This is a genomic window from Bradyrhizobium sp. BEA-2-5, from assembly GCF_032918025.1.
In the GTDB taxonomy this organism is placed as follows: domain Bacteria; phylum Pseudomonadota; class Alphaproteobacteria; order Rhizobiales; family Xanthobacteraceae; genus Bradyrhizobium; species Bradyrhizobium pachyrhizi.
On the sequence record NZ_CP136629.1, the window covers coordinates 3,736,539 to 3,753,186 of the forward strand.

At 64.4% G+C, this 16,648-nt stretch carries 16 protein-coding genes; 12 read left to right on the forward strand and 4 right to left on the reverse strand.

Annotated elements, in window-relative coordinates; translation table 11 throughout:
- Nucleotides 1–122 precede the first annotated feature (122 nt).
- On the forward strand, nucleotides 123–569 hold the full coding sequence (locus RX327_RS17245) for a hypothetical protein (RefSeq protein WP_050386746.1): 447 nt from the start codon (nucleotides 123–125) through the stop codon (nucleotides 567–569).
- Nucleotides 570–608: 39 nt separating this feature from the next.
- Here RX327_RS17245 and RX327_RS17250 read toward each other — a convergent pair whose 3' ends face one another.
- Nucleotides 609–776, reverse strand: coding sequence for a hypothetical protein (locus RX327_RS17250; protein ID WP_167350436.1), 168 nt, complete (start codon nucleotides 774–776; stop codon nucleotides 609–611).
- Between the two features lie 176 nt (nucleotides 777–952).
- On the opposite strand from RX327_RS17250, the gene RX327_RS17255 reads away from it, so the two are divergent.
- The 3 genes from RX327_RS17255 (at nucleotide 953) to RX327_RS17265 (ending at nucleotide 4,656) form a co-directional block, all read left to right on the forward strand.
- On the forward strand, nucleotides 953–1,615 hold the full coding sequence (locus RX327_RS17255; RefSeq protein ID WP_317250937.1) for a hypothetical protein: 663 nt from the start codon (nucleotides 953–955) through the stop codon (nucleotides 1,613–1,615).
- Between the two features lie 228 nt (nucleotides 1,616–1,843).
- Nucleotides 1,844–3,103 (forward strand): MFS transporter, encoded by a 1,260-nt coding sequence (locus tag RX327_RS17260; RefSeq protein ID WP_317250938.1) that lies wholly within the window; start codon nucleotides 1,844–1,846, stop codon nucleotides 3,101–3,103.
- A 140-nt stretch (nucleotides 3,104–3,243) separates the two neighbouring features.
- Nucleotides 3,244–4,656 carry a HAMP domain-containing sensor histidine kinase gene (locus RX327_RS17265; RefSeq protein ID WP_317250939.1) on the forward strand — a complete coding sequence of 471 codons (1,413 nt, stop codon included), beginning with the start codon at nucleotides 3,244–3,246 and terminating at the stop codon, nucleotides 4,654–4,656.
- Nucleotides 4,657–4,666: 10 nt separating this feature from the next.
- Here the strand turns inward: RX327_RS17265 and RX327_RS17270 are convergent, their stop codons facing one another.
- Nucleotides 4,667–5,437: an enoyl-CoA hydratase gene (locus RX327_RS17270; RefSeq protein ID WP_317250940.1), complete on the reverse strand. Its 771-nt coding sequence runs from the start codon at nucleotides 5,435–5,437 to the stop codon at nucleotides 4,667–4,669.
- A 221-nt stretch (nucleotides 5,438–5,658) separates the two neighbouring features.
- Here RX327_RS17270 and RX327_RS17275 point away from each other — a divergent pair, with 221 nt between their 5' ends.
- Both RX327_RS17275 and RX327_RS17280 read left to right on the forward strand, forming a co-directional pair.
- Nucleotides 5,659–6,210: a PaaI family thioesterase gene (locus tag RX327_RS17275; protein WP_050386741.1), complete on the forward strand. Its 552-nt coding sequence runs from the start codon at nucleotides 5,659–5,661 to the stop codon at nucleotides 6,208–6,210.
- Between the two features lie 60 nt (nucleotides 6,211–6,270).
- A complete protein-coding gene (locus tag RX327_RS17280; RefSeq protein WP_317250941.1) occupies nucleotides 6,271–6,885 on the forward strand; it encodes a TetR/AcrR family transcriptional regulator in 615 nt (204 codons plus the stop codon).
- Between the two features lie 212 nt (nucleotides 6,886–7,097).
- Here the strand turns inward: RX327_RS17280 and RX327_RS17285 are convergent, their stop codons facing one another.
- Complete coding sequence (locus RX327_RS17285; RefSeq protein ID WP_050386740.1) at nucleotides 7,098–8,669, reverse strand: winged helix-turn-helix domain-containing tetratricopeptide repeat protein; 1,572 nt, start codon at nucleotides 8,667–8,669, stop codon at nucleotides 7,098–7,100.
- A 160-nt stretch (nucleotides 8,670–8,829) separates the two neighbouring features.
- Here RX327_RS17285 and RX327_RS17290 point away from each other — a divergent pair, with 160 nt between their 5' ends.
- The gene (locus RX327_RS17290; protein ID WP_050386739.1) at nucleotides 8,830–9,069 is read left to right on the forward strand and encodes a DUF1127 domain-containing protein; all 240 of its coding nucleotides are present in this window, start codon (nucleotides 8,830–8,832) and stop codon (nucleotides 9,067–9,069) included.
- Nucleotides 9,070–9,084: 15 nt separating this feature from the next.
- On the opposite strand, the gene RX327_RS17295 is transcribed toward RX327_RS17290, so the two are convergent.
- Nucleotides 9,085–9,993, reverse strand: coding sequence for a LysR family transcriptional regulator (locus RX327_RS17295; protein WP_317250942.1), 909 nt, complete (start codon nucleotides 9,991–9,993; stop codon nucleotides 9,085–9,087).
- Between the two features lie 121 nt (nucleotides 9,994–10,114).
- Between RX327_RS17295 and RX327_RS17300 the strand changes: the two genes are divergently transcribed.
- The 5 genes from RX327_RS17300 to RX327_RS17320 all read left to right on the forward strand — a co-directional run bounded on the left by RX327_RS17300 (nucleotide 10,115) and on the right by RX327_RS17320 (nucleotide 16,637).
- A complete protein-coding gene (locus RX327_RS17300; RefSeq protein ID WP_317250943.1) occupies nucleotides 10,115–11,611 on the forward strand; it encodes a CoA-acylating methylmalonate-semialdehyde dehydrogenase in 1,497 nt (498 codons plus the stop codon).
- 21 nt (nucleotides 11,612–11,632) lie between these two features.
- Complete coding sequence (locus tag RX327_RS17305; RefSeq protein ID WP_317250944.1) at nucleotides 11,633–12,778, forward strand: isobutyryl-CoA dehydrogenase; 1,146 nt, start codon at nucleotides 11,633–11,635, stop codon at nucleotides 12,776–12,778.
- Nucleotides 12,775–13,857 carry an enoyl-CoA hydratase/isomerase family protein gene (locus tag RX327_RS17310; protein ID WP_317250945.1) on the forward strand — a complete coding sequence of 361 codons (1,083 nt, stop codon included), beginning with the start codon at nucleotides 12,775–12,777 and terminating at the stop codon, nucleotides 13,855–13,857. The genes RX327_RS17305 and RX327_RS17310 overlap by 4 nt, the downstream gene beginning before the upstream one ends.
- 25 nt (nucleotides 13,858–13,882) lie before the next feature.
- A complete protein-coding gene (gene mmsB / locus RX327_RS17315) occupies nucleotides 13,883–14,770 on the forward strand; it encodes a 3-hydroxyisobutyrate dehydrogenase (protein WP_317250946.1) in 888 nt (295 codons plus the stop codon).
- 142 nt (nucleotides 14,771–14,912) lie between these two features.
- Nucleotides 14,913–16,637 carry an AMP-binding protein gene (locus RX327_RS17320; RefSeq protein ID WP_317250947.1) on the forward strand — a complete coding sequence of 575 codons (1,725 nt, stop codon included), beginning with the start codon at nucleotides 14,913–14,915 and terminating at the stop codon, nucleotides 16,635–16,637.
- The last annotated feature ends 11 nt before the right edge of the window (nucleotides 16,638–16,648 follow it).

Here is a 16,648-nt window from a genome sequence, read left to right on the forward strand (position 1 = left end):
AATGACGAGTTGAGAGATCGGCGCGAAGTTGGTTACCAACAATCCGACGAATTGATGCAAGCTCCTAAGCGCTTGAAGAGGCAAGCCGGTCTAGAAGGCGTTGCATTGATCCAGGAGCGCCCATGACTACGCTTCGTATCCATGACGATTGCAACGGAGCCCTGGCGCTTGATCTTCGCGATCTGATTGATCTGCTCGCTCCGCGCTCTCTTCAGGCCAGCTGGATGGTTTCGCCGGTCGTGCTGCATCATCCGGTGCTTGGCCGCGCCCTTGATGAATTCATGGTCGCCGGGGAGCATCAGCTCGAGGCGTTCGCAGCCAAGGGGACGGTGGTCAGCGGTGCAGCGCTTTCGAAAGCCGCGCGCGAAGCATCCCAGGTGATCTGGGGGCAGTTCGTCGGCACTCTCCCGGAACAGGACGACACATGGATCATGATCCGTGCGGTCGACAGCACGTTCTACGAGGTCACGTCCTCTGATGAAGCGGTGCTCGGTGCCATCCGCTCGGCCTACAAGGACGTGCGGATTGCGGCCGGTCCAGTCACGTCTTCACCGATTTCACCGGTTTGATGGAGCGTCGGCGTCGATCCATTCGCTCGCGCGGCTGATCTAATCCGACCGCCAGGCGCCGAGCAGAAATCGTCGCTTCGGCGCGGAGCCCGCTTGTTTCTGGACGTCCGGCAGGTCGACGGCATAACGCCGCATCAGCAGCCGGATTGCGATCGCGATGATCACAAAGGGCGCCAGGTAGATCGCGAAAACTTCGAAGGCGTTCATGTCGTCCTCCGCGGCTTCGGAACAGGCATGCTAGCACGATCATCGCGCGCGCGGGCAGCTAAAACTGTACCGGCACCGCTGAGTTGGCGTTAACCGAATTCCGAACGCCGATCAATTCAAGGTTGCGGAATACGGGTCTGTTTACCGAGCCGGCGCTAGGGCTGGCGGATTGTGCAATGGAAAGTCCCACCGCAATGTCCGTGATCGCCGTCGAGCAGCCGTCCGCCCGCATTCCGCTCTCCGTCAAGATCGGCTTCAGCGCCTTCATGGCCGTCCTGGTGCCGGTGTACACCTACTGGTACGGGCCGACCAACTTTCTGTATTTCTGCGACGTCTGCCTGATCCTCACCTTGATCGGGATCTGGACCGAGAGCGCGCTGTTGATTTCGATGTGCGCCGTCGGACTCCTTGGGCCGCAAACATTTTGGGTGATCGACTTTCTCGCCCATGTCGCCGGCTACTCGCTCACCGGAATGACGGACTACATGTTCGACCAGAACCTGTCGCTGTTCCTGCGGTTCCTGTCGGGCTTCCACGGCTGGCTGCCGTTCCTGCTGCTATTCCTGGTCTGGCGGCTCGGCTATGACCAGCGCGCGCTGATCGCCTGGAGCGTGCTGGCATGGGCGCTGCTGCTGATCTGCTACTTTGTGATGCCGGGACCGCGGCCGGACCCGGGCACGACTCCGGTCAACATCAACTACGTCTTCGGCACAAGCGACAGGGCGGCGCAAGGCTTCGTGCCGCCGCTGGTGTGGCTGGCCGGCCTGATGATCGGCCTGCCGCTGCTCGCTTTCATACCCACCCATTTCATGCTGCGGCGCGCCGTGCCGCCGGTGTAGGCCTGCGCTTCGCGAGGCTGCGCTATCCCGTCGCCGCGGATACCATCGTGCATGGCCGCATGCGGCGGCTTCGATTGACACCAATCGCCTCGGCGCTACGCTGCCGGAACAGGGCATTTTCCCAAGCGACTCAAGACAGATTCAAAGCGCCGCAAGCACGACCAAGAACCAAGACCCAGAAGAACAAGGAAAAAGGGCAGGACACGCCGTGACACGCGTCATCGCGTCTTGAGCGGGACCACGCGGACCTCGGCGCTCGCGCCATTCCGCATCCACAATTATCGTTTCCAGTGGCCGTCCGACCTGCTCACCTCCTGGGCCTTCGAGGTCGAGACGCTGGTGCTCGGCTGGTACATCATTGTCGAAACCGGCTCGGTGCTGCTGCTCACCGTGCTTGCTTCACTCCAGTTCGTCGGAACACTGGTCGCGCCCGTGTTCGGCATGATCGGCGACCGCATGGGCCATCGCGATCTCCTGGTCGCAATGCGTCTTGCCTATACGGCGCTCGCCGGCACCATCATGACGCTAGCGCTGACCGGGCATCTCGCCCCGCTCAACGTGATGATCATCGTCGCGATCATGGGCCTGATCCGCCCTTCGGATCTCGGCGTCCGGGGCGCGCTGCTTGCCGAGATCATGCCGGCCGGGCAGCTGGTCGGCGCCATCAGCGTTGCGCGCACGACCCAGGACACGGCGCGCATCGCAGGAGCCCTGACCGGGGCCGGATTGTTCGCGGCGCTCGGCATCGGCTATGTCTACGTCGGGATCGCCGGCTTCTATTTCGTCGCCGCCATCCTGATGCTCTGCATGAGCCGCCCCAAGTCGCATGGCACGACCGATCTCGCGGCCGGCGACGCGCCGGGTTCAAAGCTGCTGCGCGACCTCAAGGAGGGCATCGTCTATGCCTGGAGCGGCCCGGGCATGCGCGCCGCGCTCTGCGTCGCGTTCCTGGCCAACCTCACCGCGTTTCCACTGACCAACGGCCTGTTGCCCTATGTCGCGCGCGACATCTTCCTTACCGACCAGACCGGGCTCGGCTATCTCTCGGCAAGCTTTGCGGTGGGCTCGCTGATCGGCTCGATCACGCTCAGCATGGCCGGCGGGGTACGCATTGCCCGGCTTCTGATCGGCGCGACGCTGGCCTGGTACGCCATGCTGCTGGTCTTCGTCGAGGTCAGGACCATGCCGGTGGCGATGGCCTGCCTCGTTCTCGCCAGCATCGCCCAGAGCATGTCGATGATCTCGGCCGCCGTCATTCTGATGCGCACCGCGAGCGCACATCTGCGAGGCCGCGTCATGGGCGTGCGCATGATGGTCATCTATGGCTTGCCGATCGGACTGCTCGCAGCCGGCAGCCTGATCGACGTCATCGGCTATTCCGCGACGGGCTCGCTCTATGCCGCCGCGGGCTTCTTCGCGATGCTGGCGATCGCGATCCGCTGGCGCGCCGACCTCTGGCCTGTCCACGCCCCCGCCAACGCGCGGTGAGGGGCGCGGCGCGATGCCGCGCCGCGGTCGCCGATGCGCCAAAAGGACGCGACAGCGCGGGCAAGCTGTCGTAGATCATTTTCGACGCTCCATTTGCAGTGCCAAGTTCCAGTGCCAGGCCTTTTTCGTTTGATATTGTAATGCTCCGTCTTTTGACCCGCCTTGGACTGCGATTCGACGACATCGTCGAGGAGCGCCGATTTGTAGACCAGTACGTGCGGGGCAATATCGGCTGGACACAGGTCGCGATGCTGCTCGGCGCCTTTACCTATGCCGGATATGCGTTCTGGGATTGGGTGCTCTATCCTGACGTCGTGGCGACCACGCTGGCGATCCGCGGCGGGGTCGCCGTGCTGGTCCTGCTGCCGCTCACCGCCTTGCTCTCGGTGCCCGCGATGAAGCCGTGGGCAGAGACGATCTTCCTCGTCTATTGCGTCATTCCCGGCTGCATCCTGCCCAGCATTTATCACGTGCTGCCGTCGGGCTTCACCTTTGCCGCGCCGGGCATGATGATGATCATCCTGTTCGTCTCGACCATGCTGCCGTTGCGGATCGGGCCGCTAGCCGTGTTCTGTCTCACGACATGGATTGCGCTATGCATCGCTGAATCACTCGGGCCGGCGTTGCCGCCGGGCTTGCGCTTCATCAATCATTCCCTCGTCATCAATGCCTATGCATTGTCGCTTTACGCCGTCGCCGCCCGCGAGTTCCGCGCGCGCCAGCAGTTCCGGACGGCGCAGGCGCTGAAACGTGAAAAGGAGCGCTCGGAAGCCTCGTTGCGCGATTTGCACGCAACGCAATCGCAGCTCGTGCAGGCCGAGAAGCTGGCCTCGCTCGGGCAGCTCGTCGCCGGTGTCGCACATGAGGTCAGCACGCCGCTTGGCCTGGCGCTGACCACATCAACGACCATGGAGGCGGACCTTCGCGCGATGGGCGAGGCGCTGAAGGGCGCAGCCGTCCGGCGCTCCGACCTGACAAGGGGCATTGCACGGATCGAGAACGGCCTTCGACTGACCTCGGAAAATCTGCACCGCGCATCCGAGATGGTGCACAGCTTCAGGCAGGTCGCCGTCCATCAGGCCGACGAGGACCGCCATACATTCGAGCTCGGCGGATGGCTGTCCGAGCTGATCGCGAAGCTCGGGCCGCTGCTGTCCCGGCAGGGATTGATCGTCGAACTCGATTGCCCGCAAGGCATCGTTCTGAGCAGCTATCCCGGCGCGCTGGCGCAGGTGATCAGCAATCTGGCGTTCAACGCCGCGGCGCACGCTTATCCCGACGGCCGCGGCGGACGCTTCACCATGACGGTGACGCAGCCGGATCAGGCGCTGGCGCGGATCGCCTGCGCCGACCAAGGCGTCGGCATCCGCGAGGATTTGCAAGCCCGCGTGTTCGATCCGTTCTTCACCACCGGGCGGGAGCGGGGCAATATCGGCCTCGGCCTGCACATCGCCTTTAACACCGTCGTGTCGTCGCTCAGCGGCCGGATCGCGCTGGAGAGCGAACCGGGCCGCGGCACGCTGGTGTTGATCGAAATCCCTGTCTCGAGCTGAGCGCTGGCGGCTACCGCTTCCGATCCAAAAACCCCTGCAGCAGCCGCGTCGGCTCGTCGGTCAGGAACGACTCGCCGAACACCTTGACGCTCAGATTCACCGACTCCGTCAGCGGCAGTTCTTCCCATTGCCGCAGCAGTGCCTTCTGCGATCGCAGCGCCTCGGGGCCGCATTCGAGCAGCGCCTTCACGGTGTGCTCGATGGCTTGGTCGAGGCCGCCGGGTTTTGCCACGGTGTCGATCAGTCCCCAGGCCAGCGCGGTCGGGGCGTCGATGTTCTCCGCCGTCATCACCAGCCAGCGCGCACGGGCCCAGCCGATCAGGCGCGGCAAGAGAGCGGCATGGATCACCGAGGGGATGCCGACGCGCACCTCCGGCATGCCGAAATGCGCATCATGCGCGGCAATGCGGAAGTCGCAGGCCGCCGCCACTTCGAGCCCGCCGCCGAGACACCAGCCGGGCATCCGTGCGATCACCGGGGCAGGGAATTGGCGCACGGCCTCGCAGAGGTCGCGCAGCCGGCTGATGAATGCTTCGGCGGATGGCTGGTCGAGCCTCGCCATTTCCTTGATGTCGGCGCCGCCGATCATGCTGCGCTCGCTTTCGCCGGTCAGGATCACCGCGCGGATGCTCGGATCGGCGGCCAGATGCTCAAAGCCCTCGCGCACGCCGTTGGTGACGGCGGAACTCACGATGTTCAGCTTGCCGGCGTTGCAGATGGTCAGGCGGACGACGCCTCTGTCGTCGCGGGCGATGCCGCAGTGGGGATTGAGCATGTCCATGGAAAAAGTCCCGGCGCAGGATTGGATCGACAAGTCATTCCGGGATGGTGCGCAAGCACCAGACCCGGAATCTCGGGATTCCGGGTTCGACGCTTGCGTCGCCTCGGAATGACTTGGGCCATGTCCCGGACAAAGCATGGCTCTGTCAAGGACCGGGTGCGGCGGTTGCGCCGAGGGACACGGATCTATAGAATTATAATTATCATATAAATGGAGCCGTCATGACTGCCGCCGAAAGCATCGATCTTCATTCGCCCGATTTGCGGCGCGCCCGCGTGGTGGAATGGCAGGCGCCGGGACCCGTGGCGAAGGCGGCGCTGCCGATGTCCGGGATCGAGGCGATGCGCGCGATCCGCGATGGCCGGTTGCCGCCGCCGCCGATGGCGAAACTGATCGGCTTCCGCATGGCGGTGGTCGACGAGGGCCGCATCGTGATGGAACTCGAGCCGCATGAGAGCCTGGAAAACACCATCGGCCTGCTGCACGGCGCGACCGCCGCGGCGCTGCTCGATACCGCGATGGGCTGCGCGATCTCGACCATGCTGCCGGCGGGGCAGACCTCGGTGACGCTCGACCTCAAGCTGACCTATCTGCGGCCGCTGTCGGCACGGTCGGGCACCATCAGCGCCGAAGGCAAGGTGATCAAGCTCGGCCGCCAGACCAGCTACGCCGAGGGCTTCGTCCGCGACGGCAGGGGCAATCTTGCGCTGCACGCGACCGCGACGTTTTCGATGCTCGGCGGGGAACCCAAAGTGCCCGACAAGGCGAAATAACTGCAGCATTCCGGCCGCAAATCTGCTATTATATGATTAGAAACATTCCATGAGAGCGGCATGCGCTATTCCCCGGAACACAAGCAGGAAACCCACGACCGCATCGTGAAGAAGGCCTCCGTGCGGCTGCGCGAGAAGGGTGCCCACGGCATCGGCGTCGCCGATCTCATGAAGGAGGCGGGCCTGACCCATGGCGGCTTCTACGCGCATTTCGATTCCCGCGAGGCGCTGGTGATCGAGGCCTTTGGCTATGCCATGGACCGCTCGATGGAGCACTGGCGCAAGCTCGCCGCGGACACGCCGCCGGAGAAGCGGCTTTCGACCATCATCGACGGCTATCTTTCGGCGCTGCACCGCGACAATCCCGGCCATGGCTGCTCGATCCCAGCTCTGGGCGCCGAGATCGCCCGCGAGAGTCCGAAGACACGCAAGGCCTTTGCCGGCAAGCTCGACCAGATGATCGAGATGATGACCGACTATATCCCGAACATGCCACGCAAGGCCGCGCGCAAGCAGGCGATCGCGACGCTGGCGACGATGATGGGCACCATCGTGATGTCGCGTATCGCCGGAAGCGGCGAAATGTCCGACGAGATCCTGTCGGCGGGCCGCGAGGCGGTGCTGGGACGTGCCGCCGCGGCCAAGGCGCCGGTGAAAAAGACGAAGGTAAACTAAAGCGCGATGAGATTAGGTTGAATCGTCATCGCGCCTTAGCTCCTTGTTTGAGCATGATCTTTTCGGAAAACCGCTTCGCACTTTTCCGGATCATGCTTTAGGGCGAGTACTCGTAAGGTTCCGATGTCTGGCTCAAACCGGGCCTTGGCGTCGGAGACCGACGCAATTGGTCGGGTCGACGGCGGCTCCAAGGGCGAGCCGCGCATTCACGGTCATTCGGGAAGCCCTGCTTCGCGGAGGCCTTTGATAAAGCGCGCAAGATCCTCCGCTCGACGAAATGGCGCCAGCTCTTCCAGATTGGAGATGCGCAAATTGGGAGCGCGTTCGCGTACACGTGCGATGGCCTTTTGAGCCGGCTCGAGGCGTCCGGTGAGCGCATTGCTGGCGGCGAACATGCAGATGGCCAGCAGGAAATTCGGATTGTCGCGCAATGTCTTTTCGGCCCATGACGATGCCATATCGTAGTGGCCCGAGAGAAAATGCGCATACGATACGGCTCCGTGGTTGGCGTACATCGACGGATCGAGCGGGCTCAGGCGCATGGCACGCGCGGCGTAGTCAAGCACGAGGTCGGGCTCGCCTCTGAAGGCTCTGACCCAAGCACCGAGATTCCAAGCCATTGCCAGGTTCGGATTGATCGTCAGTCCGCGATCCACGAACGCAATGGCATCATCGAATTTGTGCGCTATGAAGGCGAGTACATATGCTCCCATGCACATCGCTGCCGGGTCATCTGCTCCCAGATGCACGGCCTTCCATCCGAGCCGCGTAGCTTCGGCAGTTTCCTGCGCACGATCGATCATCCAGCGTCGCGCTCTACGCTGGATGTAGCACCATCCGGCCATGCCATAGGCGCACGCCAGACCGGAATCGAGCTGGATCGCCTTGTAGAAGAGCTGGAGCGCTTCGCTGTTTGCATCCTTCGTCCACCGACGAGCGGTCGCCAAGCCGCGCAGGTAATAGTCATATGCCTCCAGATTTTCGGTTGGCTTGCGCGTGGCTCGCTTGATTTCCTCGCGCTGCAGCATGGGTGCGATTGCGCCTACCACGGTAGACGTCACCTGGTCCTGTAGATCGAAGATATCTTCGAGCGCGCCGTCAAGGCGGTCGGCCCAGAGATGCGCGCCGGTTTCAGCATCGATAAGCTGACCGGCGATACGAATGCGGTTTCCGGCCTTGCGCACGCTCCCTTCGAGCACATAGCGCACCGCGAGTTCGCGGCCGACCTGCTTGATGTCGACGGGCCGGCCCTTGTAGGTGAAACTCGAATTGCGCGCGATCACAAGCAGCCAATGAAACCGCGACAGGGCCATCGTGATGTCTTCTACGACGCCGTCGGCGAAATACTCCTGCTCCGGGTCGGCGCTAAGGTTCTGGAAGGGCAGCACGGCAATCGAGGGCTTGTCGGGGAGCTTGAGGGGAGGCTGCCGCGGTTCTATCGGCTCGGCGCCCCTTGCCGCGCTTGCCGTCGTCCGCTCTTCCCGGACCGCACCGATGAACCGGAAACCTTTGCGTGGCAGTGTCTTGATGAGGCGCTGCTGCTCACCGGAGTCGCCGATTGCGCTCCGCGCAGCGTTTAACCGAGTGGTCAAGGCTGCATCGGACACACTGCGCCCATTCCAGATGGCGTGGATGACGTCGTCTTTGCTGACGACGCGGTCCCTGTTGCGGATCAGAAAGTCGAGCAGGTCGAATACCTGCGGCGCGACGGAAACCATGTCCGTTCCGCGATGCAACTCGCGCCGGTCCGTGTCGAGTGCGTACTCCTCGAAGAGATAGCGCAAGCCGCGAATCCCTTGGGTGTGCCTCGGACGATCGTGTGGCACCGCTTGGTGTGCCAAGAATAAGCCGCCGATGAGGAAATTGTAAGCCGACTGTTAAGCGCGCAAGCGCATGCCGCGGCATCTTGTCCGGGTGGAAAGGACGTATCCCGGAGGTGCAGCAATGAGCACGACCTACAGTCCAGCGCGTTCAGCCCAGGCGACCACATCGACGCCGCGGATCGTGAGCGCCTTCAAGGGCTTTTGGGATGCAATTCAGGAATGGCGCAAATGGGAGCGGCTGCGCGCCGATCTCGGCAGCCTGAGTGACCGGGAGCTCATGGACATCGGGATCTCGCGTGGCGAGGTCGATTACGTCGCCTCGAACCGGGATGCCGACCCGCGCGGCATCCGATCCGTCTGACAACGTCGGTGAGCGCTACACCCCGCTGAACAGCGCGCGCTCGGCTTCCACCGTCTCGTAGATGTAGTCCGCCACCGCGCGGATGCGGGCGAGATCCTTGCTGTCGGCGTGCATCAGGAGCCAGAAGGTGCGGGAGATCCGCACCTCGTCCGGCAGCACCGGCTGCAACTCGGGGTGGGCCGTCGCCATGAAGTGCGGCAGCACCGCAATGCCGAAGCCCGAGAGCGTAGCATTGAGCTGAGCGATCAGATTGGCGCTGCGAAAGCGCGCGGAAATCCGCGGCGACACCTGCGGCAGATAGTCGAGCTCCGGCGTGAACAGCAGCTCCTCGATGTAGCCGACGAAGCGGTGCTGCGGCAGGTCGGCGCGTGCGGCAATTGCCGGCGCCTGGGCGAGATAGGCTGGCGCGGCATAGAGCCCGAGGCGGTAGTCGAGCAGCTTGCGGCCGACGATGCGGCCTTCCTTCGGCATGGTCAGGCTGATGGCGATATCAGCCTCGCGCTTGGAGAGACTGAACAGCCGCGCAGTTGCCACAAGTTGCAAATCGAGATCGGGATACCGCTCGGTGAACTTGACCAGCCGCGAGGCCAGGAAGTGGCTGCCGAACCCATCGGGCGCGCCGATCCGCACCGTGCCGGTGAGGTGGGCGCGCGAGCCGCCGACCTGCTCCTGGTTGGCGACGATGGTCGATTCCATCGCTTCCGCACTGTCGGCGACGCGCTGGCCTGCCTCGGTGAGGAGATAGCCGGTCTTGCGCCGGTCAAACAGCTTGGCCGAAAGGTGCTTTTCCAGCCGATCGACGCGGCGGATCACCGTGGCATGGTCGACGCCGAGCTGTTTTGCCGCAGCCGAGACCGAGCCGCCCCGCACGATGGCCAGCACGAAGCGAAAGTCGTCCCAGTCGATAGCGCCTTGATCCAGCATTTTCGCACATCTATGGTGCAATATCTCAGACTTGAATCCTATAAAATGCAGGGTCAATAGGGTTTGTAAAGCGATCCCGCCGCGAGGAGCGGCGATTTAGGTGCTTCAGGGAGGTTTTCCCATGCGTTCAATCGGACATTTCATCGGTGGCAAGGAGGTCAAGGGCACCTCGGGCCGCACTGCCGACGTCTTCGAGCCGATGACCGGTGACGTCCAGGCCAAGGTCGCGCTGGCGTCCAAGGCCGAAGTCCGCGCCGCCGTGGAGAATGCCCGCGCCGCGCAGCCGGAGTGGGCCGCAACCAATCCGCAGCGCCGCGCCCGCGTGATGATGAAATTCGTGGAGCTGGTCCAGCGCGATTACGACAAGCTCGCCGAATTGCTCGCGCGCGAGCACGGAAAGACCGTGCCCGACGCCAAGGGCGACATCCAGCGCGGCCTCGAGGTCGCGGAATTCGCCTGCGGCATTCCGCATCTGATGAAGGGCGAATACACCGAGGGCGCCGGCCCCGGCATCGACATCTATTCGATGCGCCAGCCGCTCGGCGTCGTCGCGGGCATCACGCCGTTCAATTTCCCGGCGATGATCCCGATGTGGAAGTTCGCGCCGGCGATCGCCTGCGGCAACGCCTTTATCCTCAAGCCGTCGGAGCGCGACCCCGGCGTGCCGATGCTGCTCGCTGAACTCATGATGGAAGCGGGCCTGCCGGCCGGCATCCTCAACGTCGTCAACGGCGACAAGGAGGCGGTCGACGCCATCCTCGACGATCCCGACATCAAGGCCATCGGCTTCGTCGGCTCGACTCCGATCGCGCAGTACATCTACGAGCGCGCGGCGCAGACCGGCAAGCGTTGCCAATGCTTCGGCGGGGCCAAGAACCACGCCATCATCATGCCCGACGCCGACATGGACCAGGCGGTCGACGCGCTGATCGGTGCCGGCTACGGCTCGGCCGGCGAGCGCTGCATGGCCGTCTCGGTCGCAGTGCCCGTCGGCAAGTCCACCGCCGACCGCCTGATGGAGAAGCTGATCCCGCGCGTCGAGTCGCTCAAGATCGGTACCTCGATCGATCCGTCGGCGGATTACGGTCCGCTGGTGACGCGCGAGGCGGTCGAGAAGGTCAAGAGCTACATCGATATCGGTATCAAGGAAGGCGCCACGCTCGCCGTCGACGGCCGCGGCTTCAAGATGCAGGGCTACGAGAAGGGCTTCTATCTCGGCGGTTCGCTGTTCGACAACGTCACCAAGGACATGCGGATCTACAAGGAAGAGATCTTCGGCCCGGTGCTCTCGGTCGTGCGGGCGCACGATTACAAGGAAGCGCTGGCGCTGCCGTCGGACCATGACTACGGCAACGGCGTTGCCATCTTCACCCGCGACGGCGACGCCGCGCGCGACTTCGCGGCCAAGGTGAACGTCGGCATGGTCGGCATCAACGTGCCGATCCCGGTGCCGATCGCCTATTACACCTTCGGCGGCTGGAAGAAGTCCGGCTTCGGCGATCTCAACCAGCACGGCCCGGACTCGATCCGCTTCTACACCAAGACCAAGACGGTGACCTCGCGCTGGCCGTCCGGCGTCAAGGAGGGTGCGGAGTTCTCGATCCCGCTGATGAAGTAAACTCGTCCCGAGAGGCGAAGCATGCAGTTCGCTCTGAACGAGGATCAGATCGCAATCCGCGACATGGCGCTCGCGTTCGCGGCGGAGAAGATCGCGCCGCACGCGCTGCGCTGGGACGAGGAGAAGCATTTCCCCGTCGACGTCATGCGCGAGGCCGCGACGCTCGGCATGGGCGGCATTTATATCCGCGACGATGTCGGGGGATCCGCGATGACGCGGTTCGACGCGGCGCTGATCTTCGAGGCGCTGGCGACGGGCTGCCCGACCACCTCGGCCTTCATCTCCATCCACAACATGGCGAGCTGGATGATCGATGCCTTCGGCAGCGACACCCAGCGCCACACATGGCTGCCAAAGCTCTGCACCATGGAGCTGATCGCAAGCTACTGTCTGACCGAGCCGGGCGCGGGCTCGGACGCGGCAGCGCTGCGCACCCGCGCGGTGCGCGACGGCGACCACTACGTCCTCAACGGCCAGAAGCAATTCATCTCCGGCGCCGGCGGCACCGATCTCCTGGTCGCGATGGTCAGGACCGGCGGCGACGGCCCCGGCGGCATCTCGACCCTCGTCATCGACGGCAAGACGCCGGGCGTCTCCTTCGGCGCCAATGAGCGCAAGATGGGATGGAACGCGCAGCCGACCCGCGCCGTGATGTTCGAGAACGCCCGGGTGCCGGCGGCCAATCGCCTCGGCGAGGAGGGCGTCGGTTTCAAGATCGCGATGGCCGGTCTCGACGGCGGCCGCCTCAACATCACGGCATGCTCGCTCGGTGGCGCGCAGACGGCGCTCGACAAGGCGCGCGTCTACATGAAGGAGCGCAAGGCGTTTGGAAAACGCCTCGACGAATTCCAGGCCCTGCAATTCCGCCTCGCCGACATGGCGATCGAGCTTGAGGCCGCGCGCACCTTCCTGTGGCGCGCCGCGGCAGCGCTGGACCGCAAGGACCCCGACGCCACCATGCTGTGCGCGATGGCCAAGCGTTTCGGCACCGATGTCGGCTTCGAGGTCGCCAACCACGCGCTCCAGCTTCACGGCGGTTACGGCTATCTCAGCGAGTACGGCATCGAGAAGATCGTGCGCGATCTGCGCGTGCACCAGATCCTCGAAGGCACCAACGAGATCATGCGGCTGATCGTGGCGCGCAAGCTGATCGAGGGCGCGCGATGAATGATGCGGCAGCAGCCGAAGGCGATCTGATCGCGCGCAAGGAAGGTTCTGCCGGCATCATCCGGCTCAATCGGCCGAAGGCGATCAATGCCGTGACGTTGGAGATGTTCCACGACATCGACAAGGCGCTCGATGCGTACGAGGCCCATCCCGATGTCGCTGTCATCGTGCTGGAAGGCGCCGGCGAGCGCGGCCTCTGCGCCGGCGGCGACATCCGCGGCCTCTGGGAGAGCTCCAAGGTCAAGGGCGATCTCGGCAAGATCCTGTGGCGCGACGAATACATCCTCAACGCGCGGATCAAGAAATTCCCGAAGCCCTACGTCGCGTTCATGGACGGCCTCGTCATGGGGGGCGGCGTCGGCCTCTCCGGCCATGCCAGCCACCGCGTCGTCACCGACCGCACCAAGCTTGCGATGCCCGAAGTCGGGCTCGGCTTCTTCCCCGATGTCGGCGGCACCTGGCTGTTGTCCCGCTCGCCCGGCGAGATCGGCACTTATTTCGGGCTCACCGGCACCACGATGAACGGTCCCGATGCAATCTACGCCAAATTTGCCGACGCCGTGGTGCCGAGCGCAAAGCTGCCGGCGCTGCGCGAGGCGCTGACCAAGGTTGCGCCGGGTACGAGTTCGGCCGAGATTGATCGGCTGATCGGAGGCTTCGCGACTAGCGAGACGGCTGGCCCTGTCGCCGCGATGCAGGCCAAAATCGACGGCTGGTTCGCACACGGCCGGATGGAGGACGTCGTCGCCGCGCTGACAGCCGACGGCTCCGACCTGGCACAGGCGACGCTGAAGACGCTCAACGAGAAATCGCCGCGCGGCATGGTGGTGACGCTGAAACTGCTGCGGCTTGCGCGCACGGCGTCGAACCTGGAAGAGTGTCTGGTGCGGGAATACCGCGCCGCACTGGAAGTCTTCCGCAGCGACGATTTTCGCGAGGGCGTGCGCGCCGCCGTGATCGACAAGGACCGCAACCCGACATGGATGCCGGCCGGGATCGAACAGGTGACGCCGGAGATGCTCGCGCCTTACTTCGCCGAGATCGGCACCGACGAGTTGAAATTTCCTGACAGCAAATAGAAACGTCGCAAGCGGAGGACTTCCCATGGCAAACGTCGCATTCATCGGTCTCGGCAACATGGGCGGCCCGATGGCGGCCAATCTCGTCAAGGCCGGCCACAAGGTGACCGCGTTCGATCTGGTCGCAGCGTCCCGCGATCAGGCCAAGAGCGACGGTGCCGCGATCGCCGAGAGCGGCGTCGGTGCGGTGAAGGGCGCCGATGTGGTCGTCACCATGCTCCCCGCGGGCAAGCACGTGCTCGGCGTCTGGAACGAGGTCGTGCCCGCCATGACCAAAGGCGCGCTGATCATCGACAGCTCCACCATCGACGTCGAGAGCGCGAGGGCCGCGCATGCACTGGCCGCCAAGAACGGCGTGCTCTCGGTCGATGCGCCGGTCTCCGGCGGCACCGGCGGCGCCAAGGGCGCAACGCTCACCTTCATGTGCGGCGGCGAGGAGAAGGCATTTGCCGCGGCCAAGCCGGTGCTGGAGAACATGGGCAAGAAGATCGTGCATTGCGGCGGCGCCGGCGCCGGCCAGGCGGCAAAAATCTGCAACAACATGATCCTCGGCATCTCCATGATCGCGGTCAGCGAGGCCTTCGCGCTCGGCGAGAAGCTCGGCCTTTCGCATCAGGCGCTGTTCGACGTCGCCTCGACCTCCTCGGGCCAGTGCTGGTCGCTGACGACCTATTGCCCGGTGCCGGGCCCGGTGCCGACCTCGCCGGCGAACAACGACTACAAGCCGGGCTTCGCCTCGGCCCTGATGGTGAAGGATCTGACGCTGGCGCAGGACGCCGCGAAGGCTGCGGGCGCGGCGACGCCGCTCGGCAAGCATGCGCAGGAGATCTATCAGTCTTTCGACGCAGCCGGGCAGGGTGGGGTGGATTTTTCCGGAATTATCAAGCACGTTAGGAGTCTCGCTGGAAAGTAGCGGGCCGTTCGTAGCCCGGATGGAGCGCAGCGAAATCCGGGACTGCTTTATCGACCGGCGCGACCGCCCCGGATTGCGCTTCGCTCTATCCGGGCTACGCTTGACGGTAACGCTGGTTGCCAATCAACGGGCTCGGAAGAAGATGACCACATTTCAGGACGCTCGCGCCTTTCTGCTCAAGCACCGCACGGATTATGAGGCAGCGGTCAAGGGATTCCGCTGGCCCGATCCGGTTCCTTTCAACTGGGCGCTCGACTGGTTCGACGCCGAGCTGGCGCACAATGCCGACAGCCGCGACCGGCCGGCGCTGTGGATCGTCGATGCCGCTAGCGGCAACGAGACCAGGCTTTCGTTCGCCGAGTTGTCGCGCCGCTCGAACCAGGTCGCCAACTTCCTCCGCGCGCAGGGCCTTGAGCGCGGCGACCACCTTTTGCTGCTGCTCGGCAACGTGGTTCCGCTGTGGGAGACGATGCTGGCGGCGATGAAGCTCGGCGTCGTCGTGATTCCCGCGACGACGCTGCTCACCGCCGACGAGCTGCGCGACCGGCTCGATCGCGGCAAGGCGAAGGCGGTGGTGGCCGCCGAGGATCAGGTCGCAAAGTTCGCGAGCCTTGGCACCGAGAATGTCGTGCGCATCGTGGTCGGCGCGACGCAGCCGCAGGACGGCTGGCTGCCGTTCGAGGATGCGACGAAGGCGCCCGAGGCGTTCACGCCCGATGGCCCGACCAACGCCGACGACCCGATGCTGCTCTATTTCACCTCGGGCACGACGGCAAAACCAAAGCTGGTCCGGCACAGCCAGCGCAGCTATCCGGTCGGCCATCTCTCCACCATGTACTGGATCGGGCTGAAGCCCGGCGACATCCATCTCAACATCTCCTCGCCCGGCTGGGCCAAGCACGCCTGGAGCTGTTTCTTCGCGCCGTGGAACGCGGGCGCGACCGTATTCGTGGTCAACCAGCCGCGCTTCGATGCCAAGGCGCTGCTCGCCACCATCGGCCGCTGCGGCGTCACCACGCTGTGTGCGCCGCCGACGGTATGGCGTCTGTTCATCCAGGAGAAGCTCGCGAGCTTCAAGGTCTCGCTGCGCGAGGTGTGCGGCGCCGGCGAACCGCTCAATCCGGAGATCATCGACCAGGTCAAATCGGCCTGGGGACTTACCATCCGTGACGGATACGGGCAGACCGAAACCACGGCGCTTGCCGGCAACTCGCCGGGCCAGAAGATCAAGGTCGGCTCGATGGGCCGGCCGCTGCCGGGCTATCGCGTGCAGGTGACCGACAATGACGGCCACGCCGCGAAGGAGGGCGAGGTGACCTTGCTGCTCGGCGCAGACCGCCCGGCCGGCCTGATGCAGGGCTATCAAAGCGACGACGGCAAACTGTCCGGCGCCGAAGGCGAGCTCTATCGCAGCGGCGATGTCGTGTTCGAAGACGACGAGGGCTATCTCACCTTCGTCGGCCGCTCCGACGACGTGTTCAAGTCGTCCGATTACCGCATCAGTCCGTTCGAGCTCGAAAGCGTGCTGCTGGAGCATGAGCTGGTCGCGGAAGCCGCGGTGGTGCCGAGCCCGGATCCGATCCGGCTCGCCATCCCCAAGGCCTATGTTCTGCTGGTGTCCGGTGTCGAGCGCACGCCGGAGACGGCGCTGTCGATCTTCCAGCACCTGCACACAAGGCTGGCGCCATTCAAGCGCATCCGCAAGATCGAGCTGGTAACAGAGCTGCCGAAGACGATCTCCGGAAAAATCCGCCGGGTGCAGTTGCGCCGGCTCGAACATGACGATAATCGCACAGATGCGTTGCGCGGAGCCGAGTTCCGCGAGGAAGAATTTCCGGAGCTGCAGAAGGTGCGGACCTCCGGTTAGGAGGTCAGCCA